Origin of the sequence: Streptomyces aurantiaciflavus, assembly GCF_049808595.1 — a bacterium.
Taxonomy (GTDB): domain Bacteria; phylum Actinomycetota; class Actinomycetes; order Streptomycetales; family Streptomycetaceae; genus Streptomyces.
Genome location: NZ_JBNCAQ010000011.1, coordinates 14,882 through 38,571, shown reverse-complemented (window position 1 = coordinate 38,571; position 23,690 = coordinate 14,882). Strand labels below are relative to the sequence as shown.

Genomic DNA, 23,690 nt, shown 5'->3' with positions numbered 1-23,690 from the left:
CGTCCCGAGACTGCCTGTAGCGTCCTGGAGGCGAGCGAGCCATTTGAAAGGTGCCCCGACCCCGGGAGCAAGGCCTGGGGAGGCCCCAGCGTCGACCGGAGAGAAGAGCGAAGTTGTCCCCGACCAGCGAGACCGCGAAGGGCGGCCGCCGACTCGTCATCGTCGAGTCGCCTGCCAAGGCGAAGACGATCAAGGGCTATCTCGGCCCCGGATACGTTGTCGAGGCGAGCGTCGGGCACATCCGCGACCTCCCCAACGGCGCCGCGGAGGTGCCGGAGAAGTACACCGGCGAGGTGCGCCGCCTCGGTGTGGACGTCGAACACGACTTCGCGCCGATCTATGTCGTCAACGCCGACAAGAGGGCCCAGGTCAAGAAGCTCAAGGACCTGCTGAAGGAGTCCGACGAGCTCTACCTCGCCACCGATGAGGACCGCGAGGGCGAGGCCATCGCGTGGCACCTCCAGGAGGTTCTCAAGCCCAAGGTCCCGGTCAAGCGGATGGTCTTCCACGAGATCACCAAGACCGCGATCCAGGCCGCCGTCGCCAACCCGCGCCAGCTCAACCAGAAGCTGGTCGACGCCCAGGAGACCCGCCGCATCCTCGACCGCCTCTACGGCTACGAGGTGTCGCCGGTCCTGTGGAAGAAGGTCATGCCGCGCCTGTCGGCCGGCCGTGTCCAGTCGGTCGCCACACGGCTCGTCGTCGAGCGGGAACGCGAGCGCATCGCGTTTCGTTCTGCTGAGTACTGGGACCTGACGGGCACCTTCGCGACCGGCCGCGCGGGAGATCCGTCGGACCCGTCGTCGCTGGTCGCCCGCCTGCAGACCGTCGACGGCAGGCGGGTCGCGCAGGGCCGCGACTTCGACTCCCTGGGACAACTCAAGAGCGCGAACACCCTCCACCTCGACGAGGCGAACGCCCGCGCCCTCGCCGCCGCCCTGGAGAACACCCGCTTCTCCGTCCGGTCTGTCGAGTCCAAGCCGTACCGCCGCTCGCCGTACGCCCCGTTCCGTACGACGACGCTGCAGCAGGAGGCCAGCCGCAAGCTCGGCTTCGGCGCGAAGGCCACCATGCAGATCGCGCAGAAGCTGTACGAGAACGGCTACATCACGTACATGCGTACCGACTCCACGACGCTGAGCGACACCGCCGTCGCCGCGGCCCGTGCCCAGGTCACGCAGCTGTACGGGGCCGACTACCTGCCGGCCCAGCCGCGCACGTACGCCGGGAAGGTCAAGAACGCGCAGGAGGCGCACGAGGCGATCCGTCCCTCGGGCGATCGCTTCCGCACGCCTGCCGAGACGGGTCTGACCGGCGACCAGTTCAAGCTCTACGAGCTGATCTGGAAGCGGACGGTCGCCTCCCAGATGAAGGACGCCACGGGCAACTCCGTCACGGTCAAGATCGGCGGCACCGCGGCCGACGGACGGGACGTCGAGTTCAGCGCCTCCGGCAAGACGATCACCTTCCACGGCTTCCTGAAGGCGTACGTCGAGGGCGCCGACGACCCGAACGCCGAGCTCGACGACCGCGAGCGCCGTCTGCCCCAGGTCACCGAGGGCGACGCGCTCAGCGCCGAGGAGATCACGGTCGACGGGCACGCCACCAAGCCCCCGGCCCGCTACACCGAGGCCAGCCTGGTCAAGGAGCTCGAGGAGCGCGAGATCGGCCGTCCGTCGACCTACGCGTCGATCATCGGCACGATCCTCGATCGCGGATATGTCTTCAAGAAGGGCACGGCCCTCGTGCCGTCCTTCCTGAGCTTCGCCGTGGTCAACCTCCTGGAGAAGCACTTCGGGCGGCTCGTCGACTACGACTTCACCGCCAAGATGGAGGACGACCTCGACCGCATCGCACGCGGTGAGGCGCAGGCCGTGCCGTGGCTGAAGCGGTTCTACTTCGGCGAGGCCAACGGCATCGGCGGGGCGGCCGAGGCCGGCAACGGCGACGGGGACCACCTCGGCGGTTTCAAGGAGCTGGTGACCGACCTGGGCGCCATCGACGCGCGCGAGGTGTCGTCGTTCCCCGTGGGCAACGACATCGTGCTGCGGGTCGGCCGCTACGGCCCGTACATCGAGCGCGGTGAGAAGGACTCCGGGAACCACCAGCGGGCGGACATCCCGGAGGACCTGGCGCCCGACGAGCTGTCCGTCGAGCTGGCGGAGGAACTGCTCGCCAAGCCGAGCGGCGACTTCGAGCTGGGCGCCGACCCGGAGACCGGCCACCAGATCATCGCCAGGGACGGCCGCTACGGCCCGTACGTCACCGAGGTGCTGCCCGAGGGCACCCCGAAGACCGGCAAGAACGCGGTCAAGCCGCGCACGGCCTCGCTGTTCAAGTCCATGTCGCTGGACACGGTGACGCTCGAGGACGCGCTCCGGCTGATGTCGCTGCCGCGTGTCGTCGGCACCGACGCCGAGGGCCAGGAGATCACCGCGCAGAACGGCCGCTACGGCCCGTACCTGAAGAAGGGCACGGACTCGCGTTCGCTGCAGTCCGAGGAGCAGCTCTTCACGATCACCCTCGAAGAGGCGCTGGAGATCTACTCCCAGCCCAAGCAGCGCGGCCGGGCCGCCGCCAAGCCGCCGCTGAAGGAGCTCGGCACCGACCCGGTCAGCGAGAAGCCGGTCGTGGTCAAGGACGGTCGCTTCGGGCCGTACGTCACCGACGGGGAGACCAACGCGACCCTGCGCTCCGGCGACAGCGTCGAGACGATCACCCCGGAGCGCGGCTTCGAGCTGCTCGCCGAGAAGCGGGCCAAGGGGCCCGCCAAGAAGACGGCGAAGAAGGCGCCCGCCAAGAAGGCGACCGCGAAGAAGGCGGCTCCGGCGAAGAAGACGGCCGCCAAGAAGACCGCCGCGAAGAAGACGACCACGGCCGCGAAGAAGACGGCGGCGAAGAAGACGACGGCTTCGAAGACGGCAGCGGAGGACCGGACCGCCTGAGCCGGCCGGCACTTCCCCACACCGGGTTCGCGAAACGCACACCTCGGCATCACTTTGGTGTCGGGGTGTGCGCACGTGTGGACGGCCCCCTCGGGCTGTCAGTCGCGGCCGATAGGCTGAAAGCATGACGCGAGCCGAGCAGCCGACGGCCCACCACCCGGCCCCAGACGACGCCCTGGTAGCGGACTCCCGCGAGCGCGCCGTTCGCGCCCTGCTGCGCCAGCCGCAGCTGAAGCGGTTGTGGAGTGCGCAGTTGGTGAGCGGCGTCGGCGACGCCCTCGCCCTCCTGGTGCTCGTCCTCCTGGCCCTCCAGGCGGCCATCGCCGAGGGCTCCTTCGGAGGCGGCTACCGGGGTGTGGCGTTCGCGGTGGCAACCGTCTTCGGGGTGCGCGTTCTCGCCACCCTCCTCTTCGGCGCCGTTCTCCTCGGCCCGCTGACCTCGCTGACGTCGCCGGACGGTCCGCTCGACCGCCGCTGGACCATGGTGGGCGCCGACGGCGTGCGCGCCGCCCTGCTGATCGTCGCGCCCCTGTGGATCGACTGGACGCCGGACGACGCCCTGGCGCTGCTGCTGGTCACGGTGTTCGTGACCGGTGTCGCCGAGCGGTTCTGGACGGTCGCCCGGGAGAGCGCGGCCCCCGCCCTGCTGCCCGCGCCGCCCCTGGAGGGCGCGACCGTGCGGCCGTTGCCGGACCACCTCGACGCACTGCGCCGTCTGTCGCTGCGGACGGGCTTCCTGGCGATCCCGCTGGGCGCGGCCGCGCTGCTCGTGGCGGCATTGTTCAACAATCTGCTGGGCGCCGGGATCGACTGGTTCGCCCAGCACCAGGCGGCCCTCGCCTCCTATGTCGCGGCGGGTCTGTTCGCCGCGTCGCTGTCCGTCGTGACCTTCCTGGAGCTGCCCGCCACGCGCACCCCGCGCGCGCGGTCGCCGCTCGAGGGGCTGCGCCGGCCCCGGACGGCCACCGGTGTCGACGCGGGCCGCACCGGCGCGATCCCGCTGCTGGTCCTCGCCTGCGCGGCCGTCGCCGGCGCCATCGCCGCCGCGGTCGCCGTGGCGGTGCTGCACGCCAAGGACCTGGGCGGCGGGCCGGTGCTGTACGGCCTGTTCGTCCTCGCGCTGACCGGCGGGGTCGTCGTCGGTGTCCGTACGGCACCGAAGGTGCTGGTGTCGCTGTCACGGCGACGCCTGCTCGCGCTGGCGATCGCCTTCACCGGCGTGGCGCTGCTCGCGGCCGGACTGGTCCCGGACGTCACCAGCGTGCTGCTGATCCTGGCCCTGGCCGGCGTCGGCGCGGGCATGGCCGCCAACACCGGGCACGCGCTGCTCGACCAGGAGACCGAGGACCACCGCCGCACACGCGTGACGGAGCACCTGCACGCGGTCGTCCGGGTCCTCGTCGCGCTGGGTGCGCTGGTCGCCCCGCTGGTCGCGGCGCTGATCGGGCCGCACCGGCTGGAGAACGGCAAGTTCGTCTTCGCGCACGGCGGGGCCGCGTTCACGCTGATGCTGGTGGGCGCCCTGCTGCTGCCGGTGGCCGCGCTGGTGCTGGCCAAGGTCGACGACCGTTCCGGCGTGCCCCTGCGGCACGACCTGCGGGACGCGCTCCTCGGCGGCGACGACCCGGTGCAGGCACCGGCGGCGAACGGCTTCTTCATCGCCCTGGAGGGCGGCGACGGCGCCGGCAAGTCCACCCAGGCCGAGGCGCTCGCCGAGTGGATCCGGGCCAAGGGCCACGAGGTCGTCCTCACGCGCGAGCCGGGCGCCACACCCGTCGGCAAGCGGCTGCGGTCGATCCTCCTCGACGTGTCGAGTGCCGGGCTCTCGCACCGTGCGGAGGCGCTGCTGTACGCGGCGGACCGCGCCGAGCACGTCGACACCGTCGTACGGCCCGCGCTGGAGCGCGGCGCGGTGGTGATCACCGACCGGTACATCGACTCGTCCGTGGCCTACCAGGGCGCCGGCCGTGACCTGTCCCCCACCGAGATCGCGCGGATCTCGCGGTGGGCGACGAACGGGCTGGTGCCGCATCTGACGGTGCTGCTGGACGTGTCCCCGGAGACCGCCCGTGAACGCTTCACGGAGGCGCCGGACCGGCTGGAGTCGGAGCCGGCGGAGTTCCACGCGCGCGTGCGCTCCGGTTTCCTCACCCTGGCCGCCGCCGACCCAGGCCGCTACCTCGTCGTCGACGCCGGCCAGGAGGCGGAGGCCGTGACCGCGGTCGTCCGCGCCCGGCTCGACCGGATGCTGCCGCTGTCGGAGGCCGAGATCGAGGCCCAGGAGGAGGCCCGGAAGAAGGCCGAGGAAGAAGCGCGGAAGAAGGCCGAGGAGGAGGCCCGGCGCAAGGCCGAGGAGGAGCGCCTGGAGCGGGAGCGCCAGGAGCAGCTCGCCCGGCTGCGTGCCGAGGAGGAGGAGCGCAAGCGGCGCGAGCTGGAGGAGGCGCAGCGGCGCGAGGCCGAACGGCAGGCCGAGGAGGCCCGGCAGCGGGCCGAGGAGGCGGCCAGGCGGGCGGAGGAGGAGCGCGTGCGGCTCCTCGCCGAGGAGAAGGCCCGAGCCGAGGAGGAGGCCCGCCGCAGGGCGGAGGAGGAGCGGCGCCGCAAGCAGGCCGAGGAGGAGGCCCGGCTGCGCGCCGAGGCCGAGTCGCGACGCCTGGAGAAGCAGCGCAAGGCCGAGGAGGCGCTGCTGCGGGCCGAGGAGGCCCGGCGCGCCGCCGAGCAGGCCGCCGCAGCGGCCCAGGCCGGCCCGAAGCAGAACCCGCCCGCGCCGCCGGCGGTCGCGCCGGACGCGGCGACCGTGCCCACGCCGGTGGTGACGCCGACGAACGCGTCGGGCGGACCGGTGGAGGAGACGGCCGTGCTGCCCCGGGTGCGGATGGACAAGGACCCCGTGGAGGGCTCGGGCGAGTCGGGGCGCTCTGCCGCCACGAAGTCCTCGTCCGCGGCCGGCGGGGCGTCCGACGCCGAGGTGACGGCCGAGCTGCCGCAGCCGCCGGCGCCCGCGGGCGCGGCCGACGAGACGGCCGTACTGCCCCCCGTCCCTCCGGCCGGGGCCGCTGACGAGACGGCGGTGCTGCCCCCCGTGCGGGACGACAGCTCCGCGGACGAGACGGCCGTACTGCCTCCCGTGCGCGGGGAGAGCCCGGTCGACCGGGTGCCGCCGGGATACTTCCGCGACGAGCGGCCGGGGACGGGCCCGGACGGGTCCGAGGACCGTACGCGCGAGCTGCCGCAGGTCGACGAGGAGGGCACGCCCCGCCGCCCGCGCTCGGACTGGGCCGAGGAGACCCCGCTGGACGACCTGCCGAGCCTGGCGGACGAGCTGCTGGGCCCGCATCGGGACGACGACGGGATCGACGACGGACGCGGCGACGGCCGGAGCGGCGGCCGCGGCCGGGGCCGGCGGCGCTGAGGCCCGGGGGCGGCTCCGTGGGCTCCGGCCGCCGGTCCGCGCGGGACTCCCGCCGCCTCCGGGGGGCAGTGTCAGTGGCTGCCCGCACAATGGAACCCGCAACGCGAACCGTGACGAAAGGGCGGCGTGACCCATGAGCGTGTGGGACGACCTCGTCGGGCAGGAGAAGGTGAGTGACCAGCTCGCCGCCGCTGCCCGGGACGCCGACGCGCTCGTCACCGCGGCCGCCTCCGACGCGCCGCCGCCCGAGGCGTCGAAGATGACGCATGCCTGGCTGTTCACCGGGCCGCCCGGCGCCGGCCGGACCCAGGTGGCGCGGGCCTTCGCCGCCGCCCTGCAGTGCGTGAGCCCCGACCGGGCGCTCGGCGGGGCACCGGGGTGCGGCTTCTGCGACGGCTGTCACACGGCGCTCATCGGCACACACGCCGACGTCACCACCGTCGCCGCCGTGGGCTCGCAGATCCTCGCCGACGACATGCGGGACACGGTCCGCAAGTCGTTCACCTCGCCCGCGAACGGCCGCTGGCAGGTGATCCTCGTCGAGGACGCCGAGCGGCTGAACGAGAAGTCAGCCAACGCCGTCCTCAAGGCGGTCGAGGAGCCCGCGCCCCGTACGGTGTGGCTGCTCTGCGCGCCCTCCCTGGAGGACGTGCTGCCCACCATCCGCTCCCGCTGCCGGCACCTGAACCTGCGGACACCCTCCGTCGACGCCGTCGCCGACATGCTCGTACGACGCGAGGGCATCGAGCCCGCCGTGGCCGCTGCCGCCGCCCGTGCCACCCAGGGGCACGTCGACCGGGCCCGCCGCCTGGCCACGGACCCCGCCGCCCGCGAGCGCCGGGCCGCCGTGCTGAAGCTGCCGCTGCGCGTCGAGGACGTCGGCGGCTGCCTCAAGGCCGCGCAGGAGCTGGTCGACGCGGCGGCCGAGGACGCCAAGCAGCTCGCGGAGGAGCGGGACGCCAAGGAGACGGAGGAGCTGAAGGCCGCCCTGGGCGCGGCCCCGGGCGGCCGGATGCCGCGTGGTACGGCGGGCGTGATGAAGGACCTGGAGGACAAGCAGAAGCGCCGCAGGACGCGTACCCAGCGCGACAGCCTCGACCTCGCGCTCACCGACCTCACCGCCTTCTACCGCGACGTCCTCGCCCTCCAGCTCGGCTCCCGCATCGCCCTGGCCAACACGGACACCGAGGACGCCCTGGAGCGGCTCGCCCGCGGCAGCACCCCCGAGTCCACCCTCCGCCGCATCGAGGCCATCGCCGCGTGCAGAGAGGCCCTCGACCGCAATGTGGCGCCGCTACTGGCGGTGGAGGCGATGACGATGGCGCTGAGAGCGGGCTGAGGGCGCGGCGGGCGGGGGTTCGCTGCTGGATTTTTCGCCCCAGGGCCCGGCCGGCTGTGGGACGCCGGCGACCCTGAGACGCGGCGACCCTGGGACGCGGCGACCCTGAGGAAACCGGTGTCGCTGGGGGAAGGTGACCTTGAGGAAGGGGTGACGGGTGGGGACCATCGTGACTCCGTGACCCGCCGACGCGGGTCACGTCGATGCCCCCGTGATCCCGGTTGCTCCTGGTTGCGCCGGTTGACGGCATCACTCGTCCGTGGCGCATGGCGCACGTAACGCATTCATCTCGTTGCTCACAGTTACCCTCGCTGGATGCACATCAGGCGCTCCCCTCGTAGGACCCGTACCGGCGTCACCCTTCTCTCTCTCGCCGCCTTGCTCGTCTCCGCCTGCTCCACCGGGGATGCGACGAGTTCCGCGAGCCCGGCCGCGGCGGAGGCGGGGCTGGCCGCGCTGCCCCGCGCCACGCCGTCCGCGCTCTCGCGGTACTACGGGCAGAAGCTGAGCTGGCGCGGCTGCGGTGTCCCCGGCTTCGAGTGCGCCACGCTGAAGGCGCCGCTCGACTACGACCGGCCGGGCGCCGGCGATGTCCGGCTCGCCGTGGCGCGCAAGAAGGCGACGGGTCCGGGCAAGCGGCTCGGCTCGCTGCTGGTGAACCCGGGCGGACCGGGCGGCTCCGCGGTCGGCTACCTCCAGCAGTACGCCGGCGTCGGCTACCCCGCCGGGGTCCGCGCCCGCTACGACATGGTCGCCGTCGATCCGCGGGGCGTCGCCCGCAGCCAGCCCGTGGAGTGCCTCGACGGGCGGGAGATGGACAGGTACACGCAGACGGACGTGACCCCCGACAACCAGCGGGAGACGGACGAACTGGTCGGGGCGTACAAGGAGTTCGCGGAAGGATGCGGCGCGCAGTCACCCCGGCTGCTGCGCCACGTCTCCACGGTCGAGGCGGCCCGCGACATGGACGTGCTGCGCGCGGTGCTCGGGGACCGGAGGCTGACGTATGTGGGGGCGTCGTACGGGACGTTCCTCGGGGCGACGTACGCGGGGCTGTTCCCGGAGCGGGTGGGGCGGCTCGTGCTGGACGGGGCGATGGACCCGTCGCTGTCCGCCCGGCGGATGAACCTGGACCAGACGGCGGGCTTCGAGACGGCGTTCCAGTCGTTCGCGAAGGACTGCGTACGGCAGCGGGACTGCCCGCTGGGCAGCACGGTGGGCGCGGTCGGCAAGAACCTCAAGGCCTTCTTCGGGCGGCTCGACACGCGGCCTCTGCCCACCAGTGACGCGGACGGCCGCAGGCTCACCGAGTCGCTCGCCACCACCGCCGTGATCGCGGCGATGTACGACCAGAGCGCCTGGGGTCAACTGCGGGAGGCGCTGACCGCGGCGACGGCGAAGAAGGACGGAGCCGGGCTGCTCGCCCTCTCCGACAGTTACTACGAGCGGGACGCCAAGGGTCACTACTCGAACCTGATGTTCGCCAACGCAGCCGTGAACTGCCTGGACCTCCCGGCCGCCTTCGACACCCCCGACGCGGTCCGCGGAGCGCTGCCCACGTTCGAGAAGACGTCCCCGGTCTTCGGCAAGGGCCTCGCCTGGTCCTCCCTGAACTGCGCCTACTGGCCGGTCGCGCCCACCGGCGAGCCCCACCCCATCAACGCGAAGGGCGCGGCCCCGATCGTCGTCGTCGGCACCACCCGCGACCCCGCGACCCCCTACCGCTGGGCCCAGTCCCTCTCCCGCCAGCTCTCCTCGGCCCGCCTCCTCACCTACCGGGGCGACGGCCACACCGCCTACGGCCGCGGCAGCACCTGCATCGACTCCACGATCAACGCCTACCTGCTCCGCGGGACGCCTCCGGCGAACGAAAAGCGCTGCTCATAGCCCTGTCGGCCACCTACGGAGCGACCGCCTCCGGGGGTGGTACGGAGCACCACCGGAAACTGTGTAGACTTACCGACGTTGCTGATCGCACCATGGTGCGGACAGCGCGCCGCCTTAGCTCAGATGGCCAGAGCAACGCACTCGTAATGCGTAGGTCTCGGGTTCGAATCCCGAAGGCGGCTCTTCTTAAGCCCAGCTCAGACAGACTCTGAGCTGGGCTTTCTCGTTCAGTGGACGTGCGCGGCGGCGGCTGTCGGCGGCGACGTCGAGCGTGGGCCGCGCGGCTGTTCGGCGCGACCCAAGGGCCCCGCCGGTTCGTCGGCGGGGCCCTTACGCCTTGGTGTTATGTGTCCCCTGCTCGAAGAGCTTGGGGAGGGCGTGCCGGGCACCGCGTCTGCGGCATGCTCCGGGGGCAGGCCACAAGGCCAAGGCCGTCGGAGCGCAGGCCGTAACTCGTCGGTGTCCCGCTGCCGACGATGTCGAGCCGGGAGTGGTTCATTCGGCAGGGTGCGGCATTCCTCACGCGGCGCCGTCGGCCATCCGGTGCCGGAATCACTCGGAGATCACGTAACATCCAGGTCGAATTGACCAACTGCCGCAGTTACCCGCTTAGTTGGAGATTTCTCCACGCCTCGACCATGGGTGACCGCGCAAGGGGGAGGAAAACCAAGATGACGTCATCCAGTCTGCGCCGACGCGTCGCCGGAACCGCGGCCACCGTTCTCCTGATCGGTGCCGGGGCCCTGGCGACCGCGCCTTCGGCGGCGGCCAAGGCCAACCTGCTGTCCATCGACAAGGTCTCGCGGCACACCCCCGGCCTGCAGGTGAAGGTCACCTACTCCTGCGACGTCGGCATGGACCACCAACTCGTGGCCAACGCGACGACGCTCAACCACAGCCCCCACGACCAGTCCATCGCTGCGGGCACCGTCAAGAAGGACCAACTGGTCTGCGACTACAACGACCATGTCGCGCTGGTGACCATGCGCCCGGCCGCGGGCGCGCACTTCGACAAGGGGGACAAGGTCAAGGTCACCGTCTTCTACTTCGACAACGACGGGTTCAGGTACGCGGACGTGGAGGCGGTCGCCGTCCTGTAAGGCGGTTTTCGCCCCGGCAGGCGGCGCGCGGTCGGGAGATCGGGCAGGTCGCCGGCCGGGGCGGCTGCGCACGGGCCGGCAGCTGCCTCCGTAGGTCCCGGGTTCGAATCCCGAAGGTGGCTATCCATGGAGACCCCAGGTCAAGCAGACGACCTGGGGTCTCTTGCCGTGCTGCCTGTGCCCGGCACGATCAGGCCCGTCTCGTAGGCCACGACGACGGCCTGGGCGCGGTCGCGCAGGTGAAGTTTGGACAGGATGCGGGCCACGTGGGTCTTCACCGTCGCCTCGCTCAGGCCGAACCTCGTGGAGAGTTCGGCGTTGCTCAGGCCGGTGCCGAGGGAGCGCAGGACCTCCAGCTCGCGGGGGGTGAGGACCGACAGGTCGCGGTGGAGGGTGGTGGGCTCGGTGCCGTGGGCGACGAAGCGTTCGACCAGGCGGCGGGTGATGGCCGGGGCGAGCAGCGCGTCGCCGGTGCGGGCGAGACGGACGGCCGCGACCAGGTGCTCGGGGGTGACGTCCTTGAGGAGGAAGCCGCTGGCGCCGGCGGTGAGGGCCGCGTAGACGTAACGGTCGAGGTCGAACGTGGTCAGCATGACGACCCGGGGCGGGTCGGGCTCGGTGCCGGACAGGATGCGCCGGGTGGCTTCCAGGCCGTCGGTCCCGGGCATGCGGATGTCCATCAGGACGAGGTCCGGGCGGGTGCGGTGGACCGCGTCGACGGCCTGGTCACCGTCGGCGGCCTCGGCGACGACGTCGATTCCGTCGGCGGCCAGGATCAGGCCGAAGCCGGTGCGGACCAGCGCCTGGTCGTCGGCGATCACGACGCGCGGCGGCGATTCGGTCATGGCGTCGGCCCGTCCTCGTCGTACGGGATGACCGCGCGTACGCGGTAGCCCCCGGTGGGCTGGTGGCCGGCGTGGAGGGTGCCGCCGTGGACCGTCACGCGTTCGCGCAGGCCGAGGAGGCCGCGGCCGGTGCCGGAGGGGGACTGGAGAGTGGGGATGCCGCCGGAGTCCGTCACCTCCACGTGGAGCGCGGCCGGGGTGTGGTCGACGGCGACCCGGACCCGGGCGCCGGACGCGTGCTTGACGGCGTTGGTCAGGGCCTCCTGGACCACGCGGTAGGCGGCCAGGTCGGCGCCGGCGGGCAGGGGCGCCGGGGTGCCGGTGACGGTCAGGTCGACGGGGACGCCGGTGGCGCGTACCCGGTCGACGAGGGCTGTCAGCTGGTCCAGGCCGGGTTGCGGGGCCAGGTCCGGGTCGGCGGCCGGCGTGGGGCCGTCGCCGGGCATGGTGAGCAGGCCCATGACATGGCGGAGTTCGGTCATCGCGGTGCGCCCGCCGGCCTCGACGGCCAGCAGCGCCTCGCGGGCCCGCTCGGGCGAGGCGTCCATCACCTTGCGGGCCGCCCCCGCCTGGATCACCATCACGCTCACATTGTGGGTGACGACGTCGTGCAACTCACGTGCGATCCGGGCGCGTTCACGCTCGACGGCCATCCGGGTGGCCGCCTCCTGCCGTTCCTGCAGGGCGTGCACACGCTGCTTCCAGACATGGATGGCGTTGGCGCCGAGCCCCACGCCGAGCAGGACGAGGAACGGGACCACGCCGGGTGTGACGTAGGGGAAGTTCTCCTCGGGGAACGCCGCGATCAGGCCGGCGCCCGCCACCAGGCTCGTGAGCGCGCGCAGACGGTAGGGGCTGTACACGGCGGCGCCGTACGCGGCCACCACGCAGGAGAGGAACGTGTACGGGGTCGTGTCGCCCGCGCCCAGGCGCTGGTTGAACAGCAGCGTCGTGCCGATCACGGCCCAGAACGCGACCAGCGGGTAGCGCCGGCGGACGACCAGGGGCAGCGCGGTCAGGGCGGCCAGGGCGAGCTGCCACGGCTGCACGGAACCGAGATCCTGCGGCCAGACCACCGGCGGAGGCGGCACCGGCGGCACGGTCCCCGGGAGGGGACCGGGCGGAAGCACCACGGCGCTGGTGTTCTGCGTCCGCGCGGCGCCCACCGTGCAGGCGGCGAGCACGACGGCGAGGACCACGTCGGCCGTCCACATCCACCGCGTCGGTGGCGGGAGGGGACTCGTGGCGCGCAGCAGCGCCATCAGGCCGGGCGTATGCCGGTCCGCCGTCTCCGCCGTCTCTGCCGTTTTGGCCGTTTTCGTCGTCTCTGCCGTCTCTGCCGTCTCCGCGGAATCCATCGGCTCCGCGGAATCCATCGGCTGCGCCGAACCCACCGTCTCCGCCGAATCCGCTGTTCCCGCCGCCCCCGCAGACCCGTCCATGGGCCCAGTGTGGCAAGCGCGGCGGTCGGCCCACATCCCTCTCGGTGCGGAGGGGCGCAGGGGGTCCTGCATCTTCCGCGTACATCGCGAGGATGACGCGCGCTGCGGGTCGGCCCGGCGCGGCAGCCGTGTCTCACCGGCGGGGGCGACGACCCGGGCGCGGTCCGTCCCTAGCGTCGGGGCGAACCGTTCACCGCAGGCCAGGGAGGCCCCGTGACAACGACCGCGCCCGTCATCGACATCCGCGAGGTGAGCAGGACGTACGGAGAAGGGCCGCCGGCGCTCGACGGCGTCACGTTGAGCGTGCGGACCGGGGAGGCGCTGGCCCTCGTCGGGCCCTCGGGGAGCGGCAAGTCGACGCTGCTCAACCTGATCGCCGGACTCGACCGGCCGAGCGCGGGCAGTGTCACGGTCGACGGGCTGCGCGTGGACGGGCTGAGCGAGACGGCCTCGGCCAGGTACCGGCGGGCGAGGATCGGCATGGTCTTCCAGTTCTTCAACCTCCTGGACGACCTGACGGTCGGTGACAACGTGCTGCTGCCGGCCCAGTTGGCCGGAACGCCCCGGGCCGAGGCCCGCAGGCGTGCCGTAGGCCTGCTGGAGCGCCTCGGTATCGACCGGCACGTCCATGCCTACCCGGGGCGGCTGTCCGGCGGGGAGCGTCAGCGGGTCGCGGTCGCCCGGGCGCTGATGAACCGTCCCGCGCTGCTGCTGGCCGACGAGCCCACGGGGGCGCTGGACACCGCCGCGGGCGAGGACGTCCGGGAGCTGCTGACCGGGCTCAACGCGGACGGTCAGACGATCGTCCTGGTCACCCACGACCTGGGGCTGGCCGCCTCATGCGCGACGCGGACCGTCGAACTGGTCGACGGCCGGATCGTCCGGGACGCCGAGCACGCGACGGCGGTGGGCCGATGAGCGCGCTGGGCCGGGTGGTGCGCGCCGGGGTCGGCAGGCGGCGCGTGCAGACCGCGGTGCTGGTGATGACCACGCTGGTGGCGGTCACCGCGTCCGTCCTCGCGGTGGGACTGCTGGCCGCGTCCCGGGCACCCTTCGACCGGGCCTTCGCGCAGCAGCACGGCGCCCATCTGGCCGGGCAGTTCGACGGGACGAGGGCTGCGGCCGCGCAGCTCGCGGCGACCGCCCGCGCCTCCGGGGTGACCGCCACGGCCGGCCCCTTCCGGTCCCTCTCGGCGCGCCCCCGTACCGTCACGTCCTCGGACTTCCTCCCGGCCGGTGTGGATCTGCAGCCGCTGACCGTCGTCGGCCGGGCGCGGTCCGGTGGCCCCGTCGACGCGATCGACCTCGTCGAGGGCGCCTGGGCCACTCGCGCGGGCGAGATGGTGGTGGCCGACGGCGCCTTGCCCGTACGGCCGGGCGGGCGGCTGACGTTCCCCGGCGCGCCGGGCAGCCCGACGCTGACCGTGGTGGGGATCGCCCGGTCGGTGACCGGCACCGCGCAGGCCTGGGTGACGCCCGCGCAGGCCGAGGCCCTGACGACGCCGGGCAGCCCGCCCGCGTACGAGATGCTCTACCGCCTGCGCGCCGCGGGGACGGACGCCGAGGTGGCCGCCGGCCGTGCCGCGATCTCGGCGGCCCTGCCGGAGGGGGCGATGACCGGATCGCAGTCGTATCTCGCCGTCCGGCAGGAGGAGACGGCCAACGCGATGGCGTTCGTGCCCTTCCTGGTCGCCTTCGGGGTGCTGGGGCTGCTGCTGTCGGTCCTGGTCGTCGGCATCGTGGTCGGCGGCGCCGTCGGGGCCGCGACCCGGCGCATCGGCATCCTCAAGTCCCTCGGTTTCACCCCGGCGCAGGTGGTGCGGGCCCATGTCGGGCAGGCGCTGATCCCGGCGGCGATCGGCTGTGGTCTGGGACTGGTCCTGGGCAATGTGCTGGCCGTCCCCGTCCTCGGCGAGGTCGGCGCGGCCTTCGGCGCCCCGGCGGCCTCGATTCCGGTGTGGGTGGACGTCGTCGTGCCCGCCGCCGCCCTCGTCCTGGTCGCGGGCGCCGCCCTGGCGCCGGCGCTGCGTGCGGGCCGGCTGCGGACCGTCGACGCCCTCACCGTCGGGCGCAGGCGCGGCACCGGGCGTGGGCGGCTGTCGCGGCGGCTCACGGGAAGGCTGCCGTTGCCGCGCGCGGTCGGCCTGGGGCTGGCCGACCCCTTCGCCCGGCCCGCGCGTTCGGGGACGATGGCCGCCGCGGTCGCCTTCGGGGCCGTCTGCGTCACCTTCGCCGCCGGGCTCGCCCTCACCCTGGGGGCCGTCCAGGAGGGGCGCATGCTCGACTCGGCCGGCTCGGTCGTCGTGTCGGGCGGTGGCGGACAGGGGCCGCCCGGTGCCGAGGTGGTCCGTGCGGGCGGTACGGCCGACGTGCCGAAGGCCGAGCCGAGCGAGGTCGCCGCCGCGCTGCGCGCCCAGCGTGGGACCGGCCGCTTCTACGGGACGGCGCAGGCCCAGGTGAGCACGTCCGGGATCACGGGCGCGACCACTGTGGTGGCGTACCAGGGCGACTCGTCGTGGGGCGCTCCCCGGCTGGTCTCGGGCAGGTGGCTCGACGGCCCCGGCCAGGCCGTGGTCACCACCCGCTTCCTGACGGCCGCCGGGATCCGGGTCGGGGACACGGTGACCCTGACGGAGGAGGGCCGGCGGGCCTCGGTGCGGATCGTCGGCGAGGCCTTCTTCACCCAGGGCGAGGGCATGGCCCTGCTGACCTCGACCGCCACGCTCGCCGGCCTCCAACTCGACGCGACACCCAGCCGCTACCACGTGCAGACCCGGCCCGGCACGGATCTGACGCGCTATCTGGCCTCCGTCAACGCCGCGCTCGAGCCGGTCGGTGCCGTCGCCACGGCCGACGCCGCCGACTCGTCGAGCGTGATCGTGGCCATGGACGCGGTGATCGGCACGCTCACCCTGCTGCTCGTCGTGGTCGCGGGCCTGGGCGTGCTCAACACGGTCGTCCTCGACACCCGGGACCGCGTCCACGACCTCGGTGTGCTAAAGGCGCTGGGGATGACGCCCCGGCAGACCGTCGCGATGGTCGTCACCTCGGTCGCCGGAACCGGCCTGCTCGCCGGCGTGGCCGCGGTCCCCGCCGGGGTCGCCCTGCACCACTGGATCACACCGCTCATGGGCGATGCCGTCGGCATGGCCCTGCCCGGTGGGATGGTCGACGTCTACGAGCCGCCGGGGCTGGTCCTGCTCGCCCTCGGCGGGTTGGTCATCGCGGTGGCGGGAGGGCTGCTCCCGGCGGGGTGGGCGGCCGGGACGGACACGGCCACGGCGTTGCGTACGGAGTGAGCCCACGGATGACGGTCGCCCCGCCGGGCCGTGGCCCGCACCGGTGACCGAACAGGGCTCCGCCCCCACCCGGCCGGGCAGGGCGGAGCCCTTCCGTCGCCGACGTGCGCTCGATGTCGGCCCAGCTGCTTCGCCGTGCCGTAGCCGCTGGAGCGCACGGTCGTCGCCGCGCCCAGGCTGGTGGCGTTGGAGGGAGGACCGGTCGGCACTCACCTTCGCCCGGCGCAGAGAAAACCGGCATAAACGGGAAGCAAAATGAGTCGGCGACGAAGCAACGTCCGTATCTGAGGCAACGTCTACGTGAACGACGAGCCCCGCACGGGACGCGGTCGCCGTCGCGGGCCGGATGGGGTGAGGTACGTGGTGGAGCCGAGGATCGCCGTTGCCGTGGTGACGATGGGCAACCGGCCCGCCGAGGTCGACGCCCTGCTGGAGTCCGTCGCGAAACAGGACCTCGCGCCCACCCGCATCGTGCTCGTCGGCAACGGCTGCCGGCTGCCCGAGTTCGCCACCCGGCTCTCCCTGCCCGGCGAGGTCACCACCATCGAGACCGACGAGAACCTCGGCTGCCCCGGCGGCCGCAACGTCGCCCTCGCCCGCCTCCGTGAGTACGGCGACGTCGACGCCGTCGTCGAACTGGACGACGACGGGCTGCTCGTCGACGCCGACGTGCTGCGCCGCGTCCGCGACCTGTACGCCGCCGACCCCCGCCTCGGCATCGTCGGCTTCCGCATCGCCGACGAGAACGGCGAGACCCAGCGGCGGCACGTGCCCAGGGTCGGCGCGTCCGACCCCATGCGGGGCGGATACGTGACCGGCTTCCTCGGCGGCGGCCACGCCCTGCGCATGGCGATGCTCGACGAGACCGGCGACTGGCCCGCCGAGTTCTTCTTCGCGCACGAGGAGACCGACCTCGCCTGGCGCGCCACGGACGCCGGCTGGCGGATCCTCTACGCGCCCGAACTGCTCCTCCAGCACCCGAAGACCTCGCCCGCCCGGCACGCCATCTACCACCGCGTCACCGCCCGCAACCGGGTCTGGCTGGTCCGGCGCAACCTCCCGCTGCCGCTCATCCCGGTGCACCTGGGCGTGTGGATCCTCGTCACGCTCCTGCGGACGCGCTCGCTCGGCGGGCTGAAGGCCTGGTTCGGCGGATTCGCGGAGGGGCTGCGCGAGCCGGCCGGCGTACGGCGGGCCATGCGCTGGCGGACGGTGTGGCGCCTGACCCGGCTGGGCCGGCCCCCGGTCCTCTGACCCCTTGGGCGCCCGGTCCCGGAATCGGGCGCGAGCCCCGGCCGTTCACCTCTGCCGACCGGGGCCCACACGCGCCCCCGGACCCGGCCGCGGCGGCGACACTCCCCCGAGCAACGCGTTGAACGCGCGCGCCGTCGGGCCGGTTCCGATGATGTGATCACATCAGGTCGCACCAACAAATCGCTAACATGTCGCCAACGGTTCTCCGCGTTGTCGCTGGTCGCCTGGCCTGAAGTCGCCGGACGACCACGGGACGCGGCCGGAACGACAGCCGGTCCCGGCGGCGAACCGGCAGGAACGAGGTGGCGGAATACCGCCGTGCCGGGGGCGGAAATCCGCCAACGGCCCGACACGGCGCGGAAGGACGAAGGTCGGCGGTGATGCAGCGGCACGAGCTGCGGTTCGGCCTGCTGGGCCCACCGGTCCTGTACGACACCGGCATCGGCACCGGCGCCGACACCAACACTGGCACCAACACCGGCACCGGCGCTTTCGTCAACGCCGACCCGTCTCGGACCACGTACGCCTCCGAGGCGCCGTACCCGTACGCCGCTGACGTCCCGGACGCCCACGACGTCCCGCAGGGCGCCGCGCTGCCCGGCGCCCCAGTCCCGGCCGTTCCCCGCCCGCCCGCCCGGCCCATCCGCAGCCCCAAGGTGCGCGCCCTGCTGGCCGCGCTGTTGCTCGACGCCGGCCGGATCGTCCCGGTCGAGTCGCTCAAGGAGGTGCTGTGGGGCGGCGCGCCGCCGGCGTCCGCGCAGGCCTCGCTGCACAACCACATCACCCGGCTGCGGCGGCTGCTCGACGACCCGCGGCGGCTGCGGGCGGTGCCGCCCGGCTACCGACTGCGCGTCGAACACGGCGAACTCGACGTCCATGTCTTCGAACGCCACCTCGCCGCGGCTCGGGGCGCACACGCCGCTCGCAACTGGGAACGCGTCGTCCGCGAGTGCGCGGCCGCCCTCGCCCTGTGGCGGGACACCCCGCTCACCGGCCTCCCCGCCGAACTCGGCGGCTACGCGTTCACCCGGCGCCTGAACGAGGCCCGCCTGCTCCTCCTGGAGTGGCGCTACGACGCCGAACTGGCCGTCGGCGGCGCCCGCCTGGACCGCCTCGTCCCCGAGCTGACGGCCCTGACCGCCGAACACCCGCTCCGCGAGGCCTACCACCGCCAGCTCATGCTCGCCCTCCACCACACCGACCGCCAGGCCGAGGCCCTCGCCGTCCACCGCGACCTGCGCACCCGCCTGATCGACCAACTCGGCATCGAACCGGGCCCGGCAGTGCGGGAGGCCCACATGGAGGTGCTCCGCGGGGCGACGACGGGGGAGGAGCCCGCCCCCGCTTCCACGGACGCCCCGATACCGACCCTGTCCCACTCGGTTCCGGGGCCGACATCCCCGCCCCCGGTTTCCGGACCTGCTTCCGGGACCGACGCGGGGGGTGCCCCCGGGTCTGGCTTCGGGGGCCTTTCCGGGGCACCCGGGACATCTGTCGGGTCCGCGTCCGGGTTCGGTTCTGGCTCTGGGGGTGTTTCCGGGGTCCTGTCGGGGGCGGATTCGCGGGTTGCCCCTGGGTCTGGCTTCGGGGGTCGTTCCGGGATACCCGGGGCACCTGTCGGGTCCGCGTCCGGGTTCGGTTCTGGCTCTGGGGGTGTTTCCGGGGTCCTGTCGGGGGCGGATTCGCGGGTTGCCCCTGGGTCTGGCTTCGGGGGTCGTTCCGGGATACCCGGGGCACCTGTCGGGTCCGCGTCCGGGTTCGGTTCTGGCTCTGGGGGTGTTTCCGGGGTCCTGTCGGGGGCGGATTCGCGGGTTGCCCCTGGGTCTGGCTTCGGGGGTCGTTCCGGGATACCCGGGGCACCTGTCGGGTCCGCGTCCCGCTCCGGCTCTGGCTCCAAGGCCCTTTCCGGGGTCCCGTCGGGGACCGACTCAGGGGTTGCCCCTGGGCCTGGCTCCGGGCCCCTTCCCGGGGGCCCTTCCGGGCCTGTCGTCGTGTCCGGCGCGGCATCTGACTCCGAGGGCACGCCGGCCCCGACCCAGCCCACCCCGGCCGCGCTCCCGCCCACCCCGGCCGCGCTCACGCCCCCTCTCCGCCCCGCCCAACTCCCCCCACCCCCTGTCCACTTCACCGGCCGGACCGGCACGCTCCGCCTCCTCCACCGCACCCTCGCCGCCGAGCCGCCGGCAGGCCCCCTCGTCATCAGCGGTATGGCCGGCGTCGGCAAGAGCGCTCTCGCGCTGCACGTCGCCCACCAGTTGAGGGAACGTTTCAGCGACGGTCAGCTCTACATCAACCTGCACGGGGCCACCCCCGGCATGGCCCCCCTCACCGCCTGCCAGGCCCTCGCCACCCTCCTGCGCGACCTCGGCACGGACCCCCGCCGTATCCCCGAGCACCCCGACGCGGCGGCCGCGTTGCTGCGCACGCTGCTCGCGCCGACCCGGACGCTGCTGGTGCTGGACGACGCCGCGCACGCGGCCCAGGTGCGCCCGCTGCTGCCGGCCGGACCGGGCTGCGCGGTGATCGTCACCAGCCGTTCCCCGCTCACCGCCCTCGACGGCGCCCACCGTTTCCCGCTCGCGCCGCTCTCCGACGAGGACAGCGCGGCCCTGCTGCGCGCGGTGTCCGGACGCGACGGGCTCGGCCCCGGCCACGCCCTCGTCGGCCTCGCCGGACGCCTCCCGCTCGCCCTGCGCGTCGTCGCCGCCCGCCTCGCCGCCCGCCACGCCCTCACCCCGGACGTCCTGGCGGCCCAACTCGCCGCCGCCGAGAGCCGCCTGCACCACCTGGAGTACGACGACCTGAGCGTGCGCCGCTCCCTCGCCGTCGCGCACGACGCCCTCGCCGCCTCCGACCGTGAGGCCGACCGCGACGCCGCCCTCGCGCTGCGCCGCGTCGGCGCCCTGGACCTGCCCGCCTACGGCGCCCCGCTGCTCGCCCGGCTCACCGGCACCGACGAGCGCCGCGCCGAGGCCGCCCTCGACCGCCTCGTCGACGTGGCCCTCCTGGAGGAGACGGCGTACGGCCGCTACACCCCGCACGATCTCGTACGGGACTTCGCCCGCGAGCTCGCGGAGGCCGACGGCGAGGACGGCGCCAACGGCACACCCTCGAACGCCCTGCGCTGGTACGCCGCCGTGGCCGAACGCGCACTGACCGCCATCGTCGAACCGGGCCCCGACCAGGACGACCGCCGCCGGCCGACCACCGCCCAGCCGCCCGCCCACGCGGCCCGCGTGACGGACGTCCCGCCCTTCCCCGGCCCCGAGCAGGCCTTCGCCTGGGGCGACACGGAGCTGGAGAACATCGTCGCCCTCGTGGAGAGCGGCGCCGGGGACGGCGACGACCCCCTCGTCTCCACCCTTCTGCGCCTCCTCTTCCCCTACCTCCAGCGCAGCGGCCGCGTCGCCGAGATGGAGGTGCTCGGCCGGACCGCCCTGCGGGTGGCGCGCCGGCTCGGCGACGAGGCGGCCGAGGCGTACGCGCTGGGCGACCTCGCCGGCCTGCACTTCCTGACCGGCCGCCAGAAGGACGCCCTCGCCCTCAACGACCGGGCGCTCACGATCTGGCGGCGCCTGGACCGCCTCTCCTGGATCCGGCGCTGCCTCAACAACCGCGGGCTGCTGCTGGAGGGCCTCGGCCGGTACGAGGAGTCCGGCCGGGCGCTGCGGCAGAGCCTGGAGTACTCCCGGCAGCTCGACGACCCGCACGGCGAGGCCGTGACCTACAGCCACCTCGGCAACCTGTACGAGCACACCGACCCGCGCGCCGCCATCGAGCAGCACCGGCGCTCGCTCGCGCTCGGGGCAGAGATCGGCGCCGTACTGGTCCAGCACTCGGCGCACTGCAACATCGGCTACGCCCACCTCACCCTCGGCGAACCGGCCGCCGCCCTCCCGCACTTCGAGGAGAGCCTGCGCATCCTCGGCGGCCACGGCGACTGGCACGGCGAGTCCCAGACCCGGCTCGGCCTGGTTCGCGCCCTGCGTCTGCTGCGCCGCACCGACCGCGCCGCCCGGGAGTGCGCCGAGCTGCTGCGCCGTGCCGACGCCCGCGCCGACCCCTACATGGGCGGACTGGCCCGGCACCAGCAGGGGCTCCTGCTGCGGGAGCGGGGTTTCCCCAGGCGGGCGCGGGAGGAGTGGCGGCGGGCGCTGGCCGCGCTGGACGGCACGGACGAGAAGGCGGTCGTACGCGAGCTCAGGGAGCTGCTCGCCGGGGGCGGCTGATCACTTGGCGTCCGCATAGCACTCCACCACCGCCGTCGTGAACGGAAACCGCACCGGCGTCTCGCCGAACGTCAGCCGTCCGGCCAGGTCCGCCGCCTCCCGGATCGCGGCGACGACCGCGTCGGCCTCCTCCTGCGGGCAGTGCACGATCACCTCGTCGTGCTGGAAGAAGACCAGCTCGGCCGCCATGTCCGCGCAGCTGCGCCGCAGCGCGGCGAGCAGCAGCAGGGCCCAGTCGGCGGCGCTGCCCTGGACGACGAAGTTACGGGCGAAGCGGCCGCGCGCGCGGGCGTCGGAGGAGGCGTAGCCGGGCACCCACGGCCGGCTGTCGCTCTCCTCGTCCCCGACGGGGATGCCCGCCTCCTCGCTGCCGTCACCGCCCGCCCCGGCCGGCGGCGGGCAGGTCCGCCCCAGCCATGTCCGCACGAGCCGCCCCTCCTCACCGGCCCGCGCCGCCTCGTCGACGTACGCCACCGCGCGCGGGAAGCGGCGGCGCAGCGCCGCGAGGTTCTTCAGGCCGTCGCCGGAGGTCTGGCCGTAGACCGCGCCGAGCACGGCGAGCTTGGCCTGGGCACGGTCGCCGGAGAAGGCGCGGTCGGAGACGGACTGATACAGGTCGGTCTCCCGCCCGGCCACCTCCATCAGCCCGGGGTCCCGCGAGATCGCCGCGAGCACGCGCGGCTCCATCTGGTCGGCGTCGGCGACGACGAGCCGCCAGCCCGGGTCGGCGACCACCGCCCGCCGGATCACCTTGGGGATCTGCAGCGCGCCCCCGCCGTTGGTCACCCAGCGTCCGGTGACCGTCCCGCCCGCGAGGAACTCGGGCCGGAACCGCCCGTCCCGCACCCAGTCCTGCAGCCAGGACCATCCATGGGCCACCCAGATCCGGTACAGCTTCTTGTACTCGACCAGCGGCTTCACGGCCGGATGGTCGATCGACTCGATCTCCCAGCGCCGCGTGGACCTGATCTTGATCCCGGCCTGCGCGAAGGCCTTGACGACGTCGGCGGGCAGATCGGGCCGCACCCGCCGCCCGAACGCGGCGGACACCTCGTCGGCGAGCTCGGCCAGCCGCCGGGGCTCGCCCCCGCCCGCGTACCGCTCGCCGAGCAGGTCGCGCAGCACGGAGCGGTGCACCTGCGCACTCCACGGCAGCCCGGCCCGGTTCATCTCGGCGGCCACCAGCATCCCCGCCGACTCGGCCGCCGTCAGCAGCCGCATCCGCTCCGGGTGCTCCGCCCGGTCGTGCCGCCACTGCTGCTCGGCGTACACGGCGAGGAGGTCGGTGAGCGGCAGCCCGGCGTCCTCCGGCTCGAACAGCGGGGACTGCGCGCCGGGCGCGGCGGAGCGCTGCGGCGGGTCCGGCGGCACGGGCCCACCGCGCAGCCGGGCCAGGGCGGCGGCGGCCGAACGGGGTTCGCCGTACCGCCCCTCGTGGCCCAGGAGGAGCGTCTCGGCGTCCTCGACGTCGTAGCACCGCTCGACTCGCACCCCCGCGGCGAGCAGACGCGGATACACCTCGGCCGTGGACCGCCAGATCCACCGCGTGACCCCGGGCCGCCCCCGCACGGCCGCCACCAGATCCGCCTCCCGCACCACCGGCCCCACGGGCAGCCCGTCCGGACCGAGGGCGGCCAGCTCCACACCACCACCCTCGACCGGAACAAGCACCCACCGATCGCCCATGCTGCGAGTGTGCCAGCGGGGTCTGACAACGCCCCCTGCCCACGATGGTCCTCCCCCGGCACCAAGACCTGACGGGCTGCGCCTGGCGCCCTCTGCAGCCCCGACCGCACTCGCCCCGGACCATGTCGGACTGCCGACCGACCGCACTGGACTCGGACGGCGCTCGACTCGGGCCGCGCGCCCAGCTCAGATTCCGCCTGGTCCGGTCCGCACTCGGCCTGGACGGCGCTCGGCTCGGGGCGTGCCCAGCCAGGG

General features: G+C 73.8%; 12 protein-coding genes and 1 tRNA gene. 10 read left to right on the top strand and 3 right to left on the bottom strand.

Features of this window, described 5'->3' with window-relative positions; translation table 11 throughout:
• The first annotated feature begins 113 nt into the window (after positions 1 to 113).
• From topA to ACPT94_RS14920, 6 genes are all read left to right on the top strand, one after another.
• Complete coding sequence (gene topA, locus ACPT94_RS14945; RefSeq protein WP_425246025.1) at positions 114 to 2,945, top strand: type I DNA topoisomerase; 2,832 nt, start codon at positions 114 to 116, stop codon at positions 2,943 to 2,945.
• 124 nt (positions 2,946 to 3,069) lie between these two features.
• Entirely contained in the window at positions 3,070 to 6,354 is a 3,285-nt protein-coding gene (gene tmk, locus ACPT94_RS14940) for a dTMP kinase (RefSeq protein WP_425246024.1), read from the top strand.
• A 133-nt stretch (positions 6,355 to 6,487) separates the two neighbouring features.
• Complete coding sequence (locus tag ACPT94_RS14935; RefSeq protein ID WP_425246023.1) at positions 6,488 to 7,693, top strand: DNA polymerase III subunit delta'; 1,206 nt, start codon at positions 6,488 to 6,490, stop codon at positions 7,691 to 7,693.
• A 315-nt stretch (positions 7,694 to 8,008) separates the two neighbouring features.
• On the top strand, positions 8,009 to 9,580 hold the full coding sequence (locus ACPT94_RS14930; protein WP_425246022.1) for an alpha/beta hydrolase: 1,572 nt from the start codon (positions 8,009 to 8,011) through the stop codon (positions 9,578 to 9,580).
• A 108-nt stretch (positions 9,581 to 9,688) separates the two neighbouring features.
• Positions 9,689 to 9,762: transfer RNA gene (locus ACPT94_RS14925), tRNA-Thr, on the top strand.
• Between the two features lie 489 nt (positions 9,763 to 10,251).
• Entirely contained in the window at positions 10,252 to 10,680 is a 429-nt protein-coding gene (locus ACPT94_RS14920) for a hypothetical protein (protein ID WP_360335057.1), read from the top strand.
• Between the two features lie 140 nt (positions 10,681 to 10,820).
• Here ACPT94_RS14920 and ACPT94_RS14915 read toward each other — a convergent pair whose 3' ends face one another.
• Positions 10,821 to 11,525, bottom strand: coding sequence for a response regulator (locus tag ACPT94_RS14915; RefSeq protein WP_425246021.1), 705 nt, complete (start codon positions 11,523 to 11,525; stop codon positions 10,821 to 10,823).
• On the bottom strand, positions 11,522 to 12,967 hold the full coding sequence (locus ACPT94_RS14910) for a sensor histidine kinase (protein WP_425246020.1): 1,446 nt from the start codon (positions 12,965 to 12,967) through the stop codon (positions 11,522 to 11,524). The genes ACPT94_RS14915 and ACPT94_RS14910 overlap by 4 nt, the downstream gene beginning before the upstream one ends.
• Positions 12,968 to 13,180: 213 nt before the next feature.
• Between ACPT94_RS14910 and ACPT94_RS14905 the strand changes: the two genes are divergently transcribed.
• The 4 genes from ACPT94_RS14905 (at position 13,181) to ACPT94_RS14890 (ending at position 21,749) form a co-directional block, all read left to right on the top strand.
• Positions 13,181 to 13,885: an ABC transporter ATP-binding protein gene (locus ACPT94_RS14905; protein WP_425246019.1), complete on the top strand. Its 705-nt coding sequence runs from the start codon at positions 13,181 to 13,183 to the stop codon at positions 13,883 to 13,885.
• Positions 13,882 to 16,266 carry an ABC transporter permease gene (locus tag ACPT94_RS14900; protein WP_425246018.1) on the top strand — a complete coding sequence of 795 codons (2,385 nt, stop codon included), beginning with the start codon at positions 13,882 to 13,884 and terminating at the stop codon, positions 16,264 to 16,266. Before ACPT94_RS14905 ends, ACPT94_RS14900 begins: the two co-directional genes overlap by 4 nt.
• Positions 16,267 to 16,626: 360 nt before the next feature.
• On the top strand, positions 16,627 to 17,520 hold the full coding sequence (locus ACPT94_RS14895; protein WP_360335067.1) for a glycosyltransferase family 2 protein: 894 nt from the start codon (positions 16,627 to 16,629) through the stop codon (positions 17,518 to 17,520).
• A 380-nt stretch (positions 17,521 to 17,900) separates the two neighbouring features.
• Positions 17,901 to 21,749 carry an AfsR/SARP family transcriptional regulator gene (locus tag ACPT94_RS14890; protein WP_425246017.1) on the top strand — a complete coding sequence of 1,283 codons (3,849 nt, stop codon included), beginning with the start codon at positions 17,901 to 17,903 and terminating at the stop codon, positions 21,747 to 21,749.
• Here the strand turns inward: ACPT94_RS14890 and ACPT94_RS14885 are convergent, their stop codons facing one another.
• The gene (locus ACPT94_RS14885; RefSeq protein WP_360335071.1) at positions 21,750 to 23,435 is read right to left on the bottom strand and encodes a bifunctional 3'-5' exonuclease/DNA polymerase; all 1,686 of its coding nucleotides are present in this window, start codon (positions 23,433 to 23,435) and stop codon (positions 21,750 to 21,752) included.
• Positions 23,436 to 23,690 lie beyond the last annotated feature (255 nt).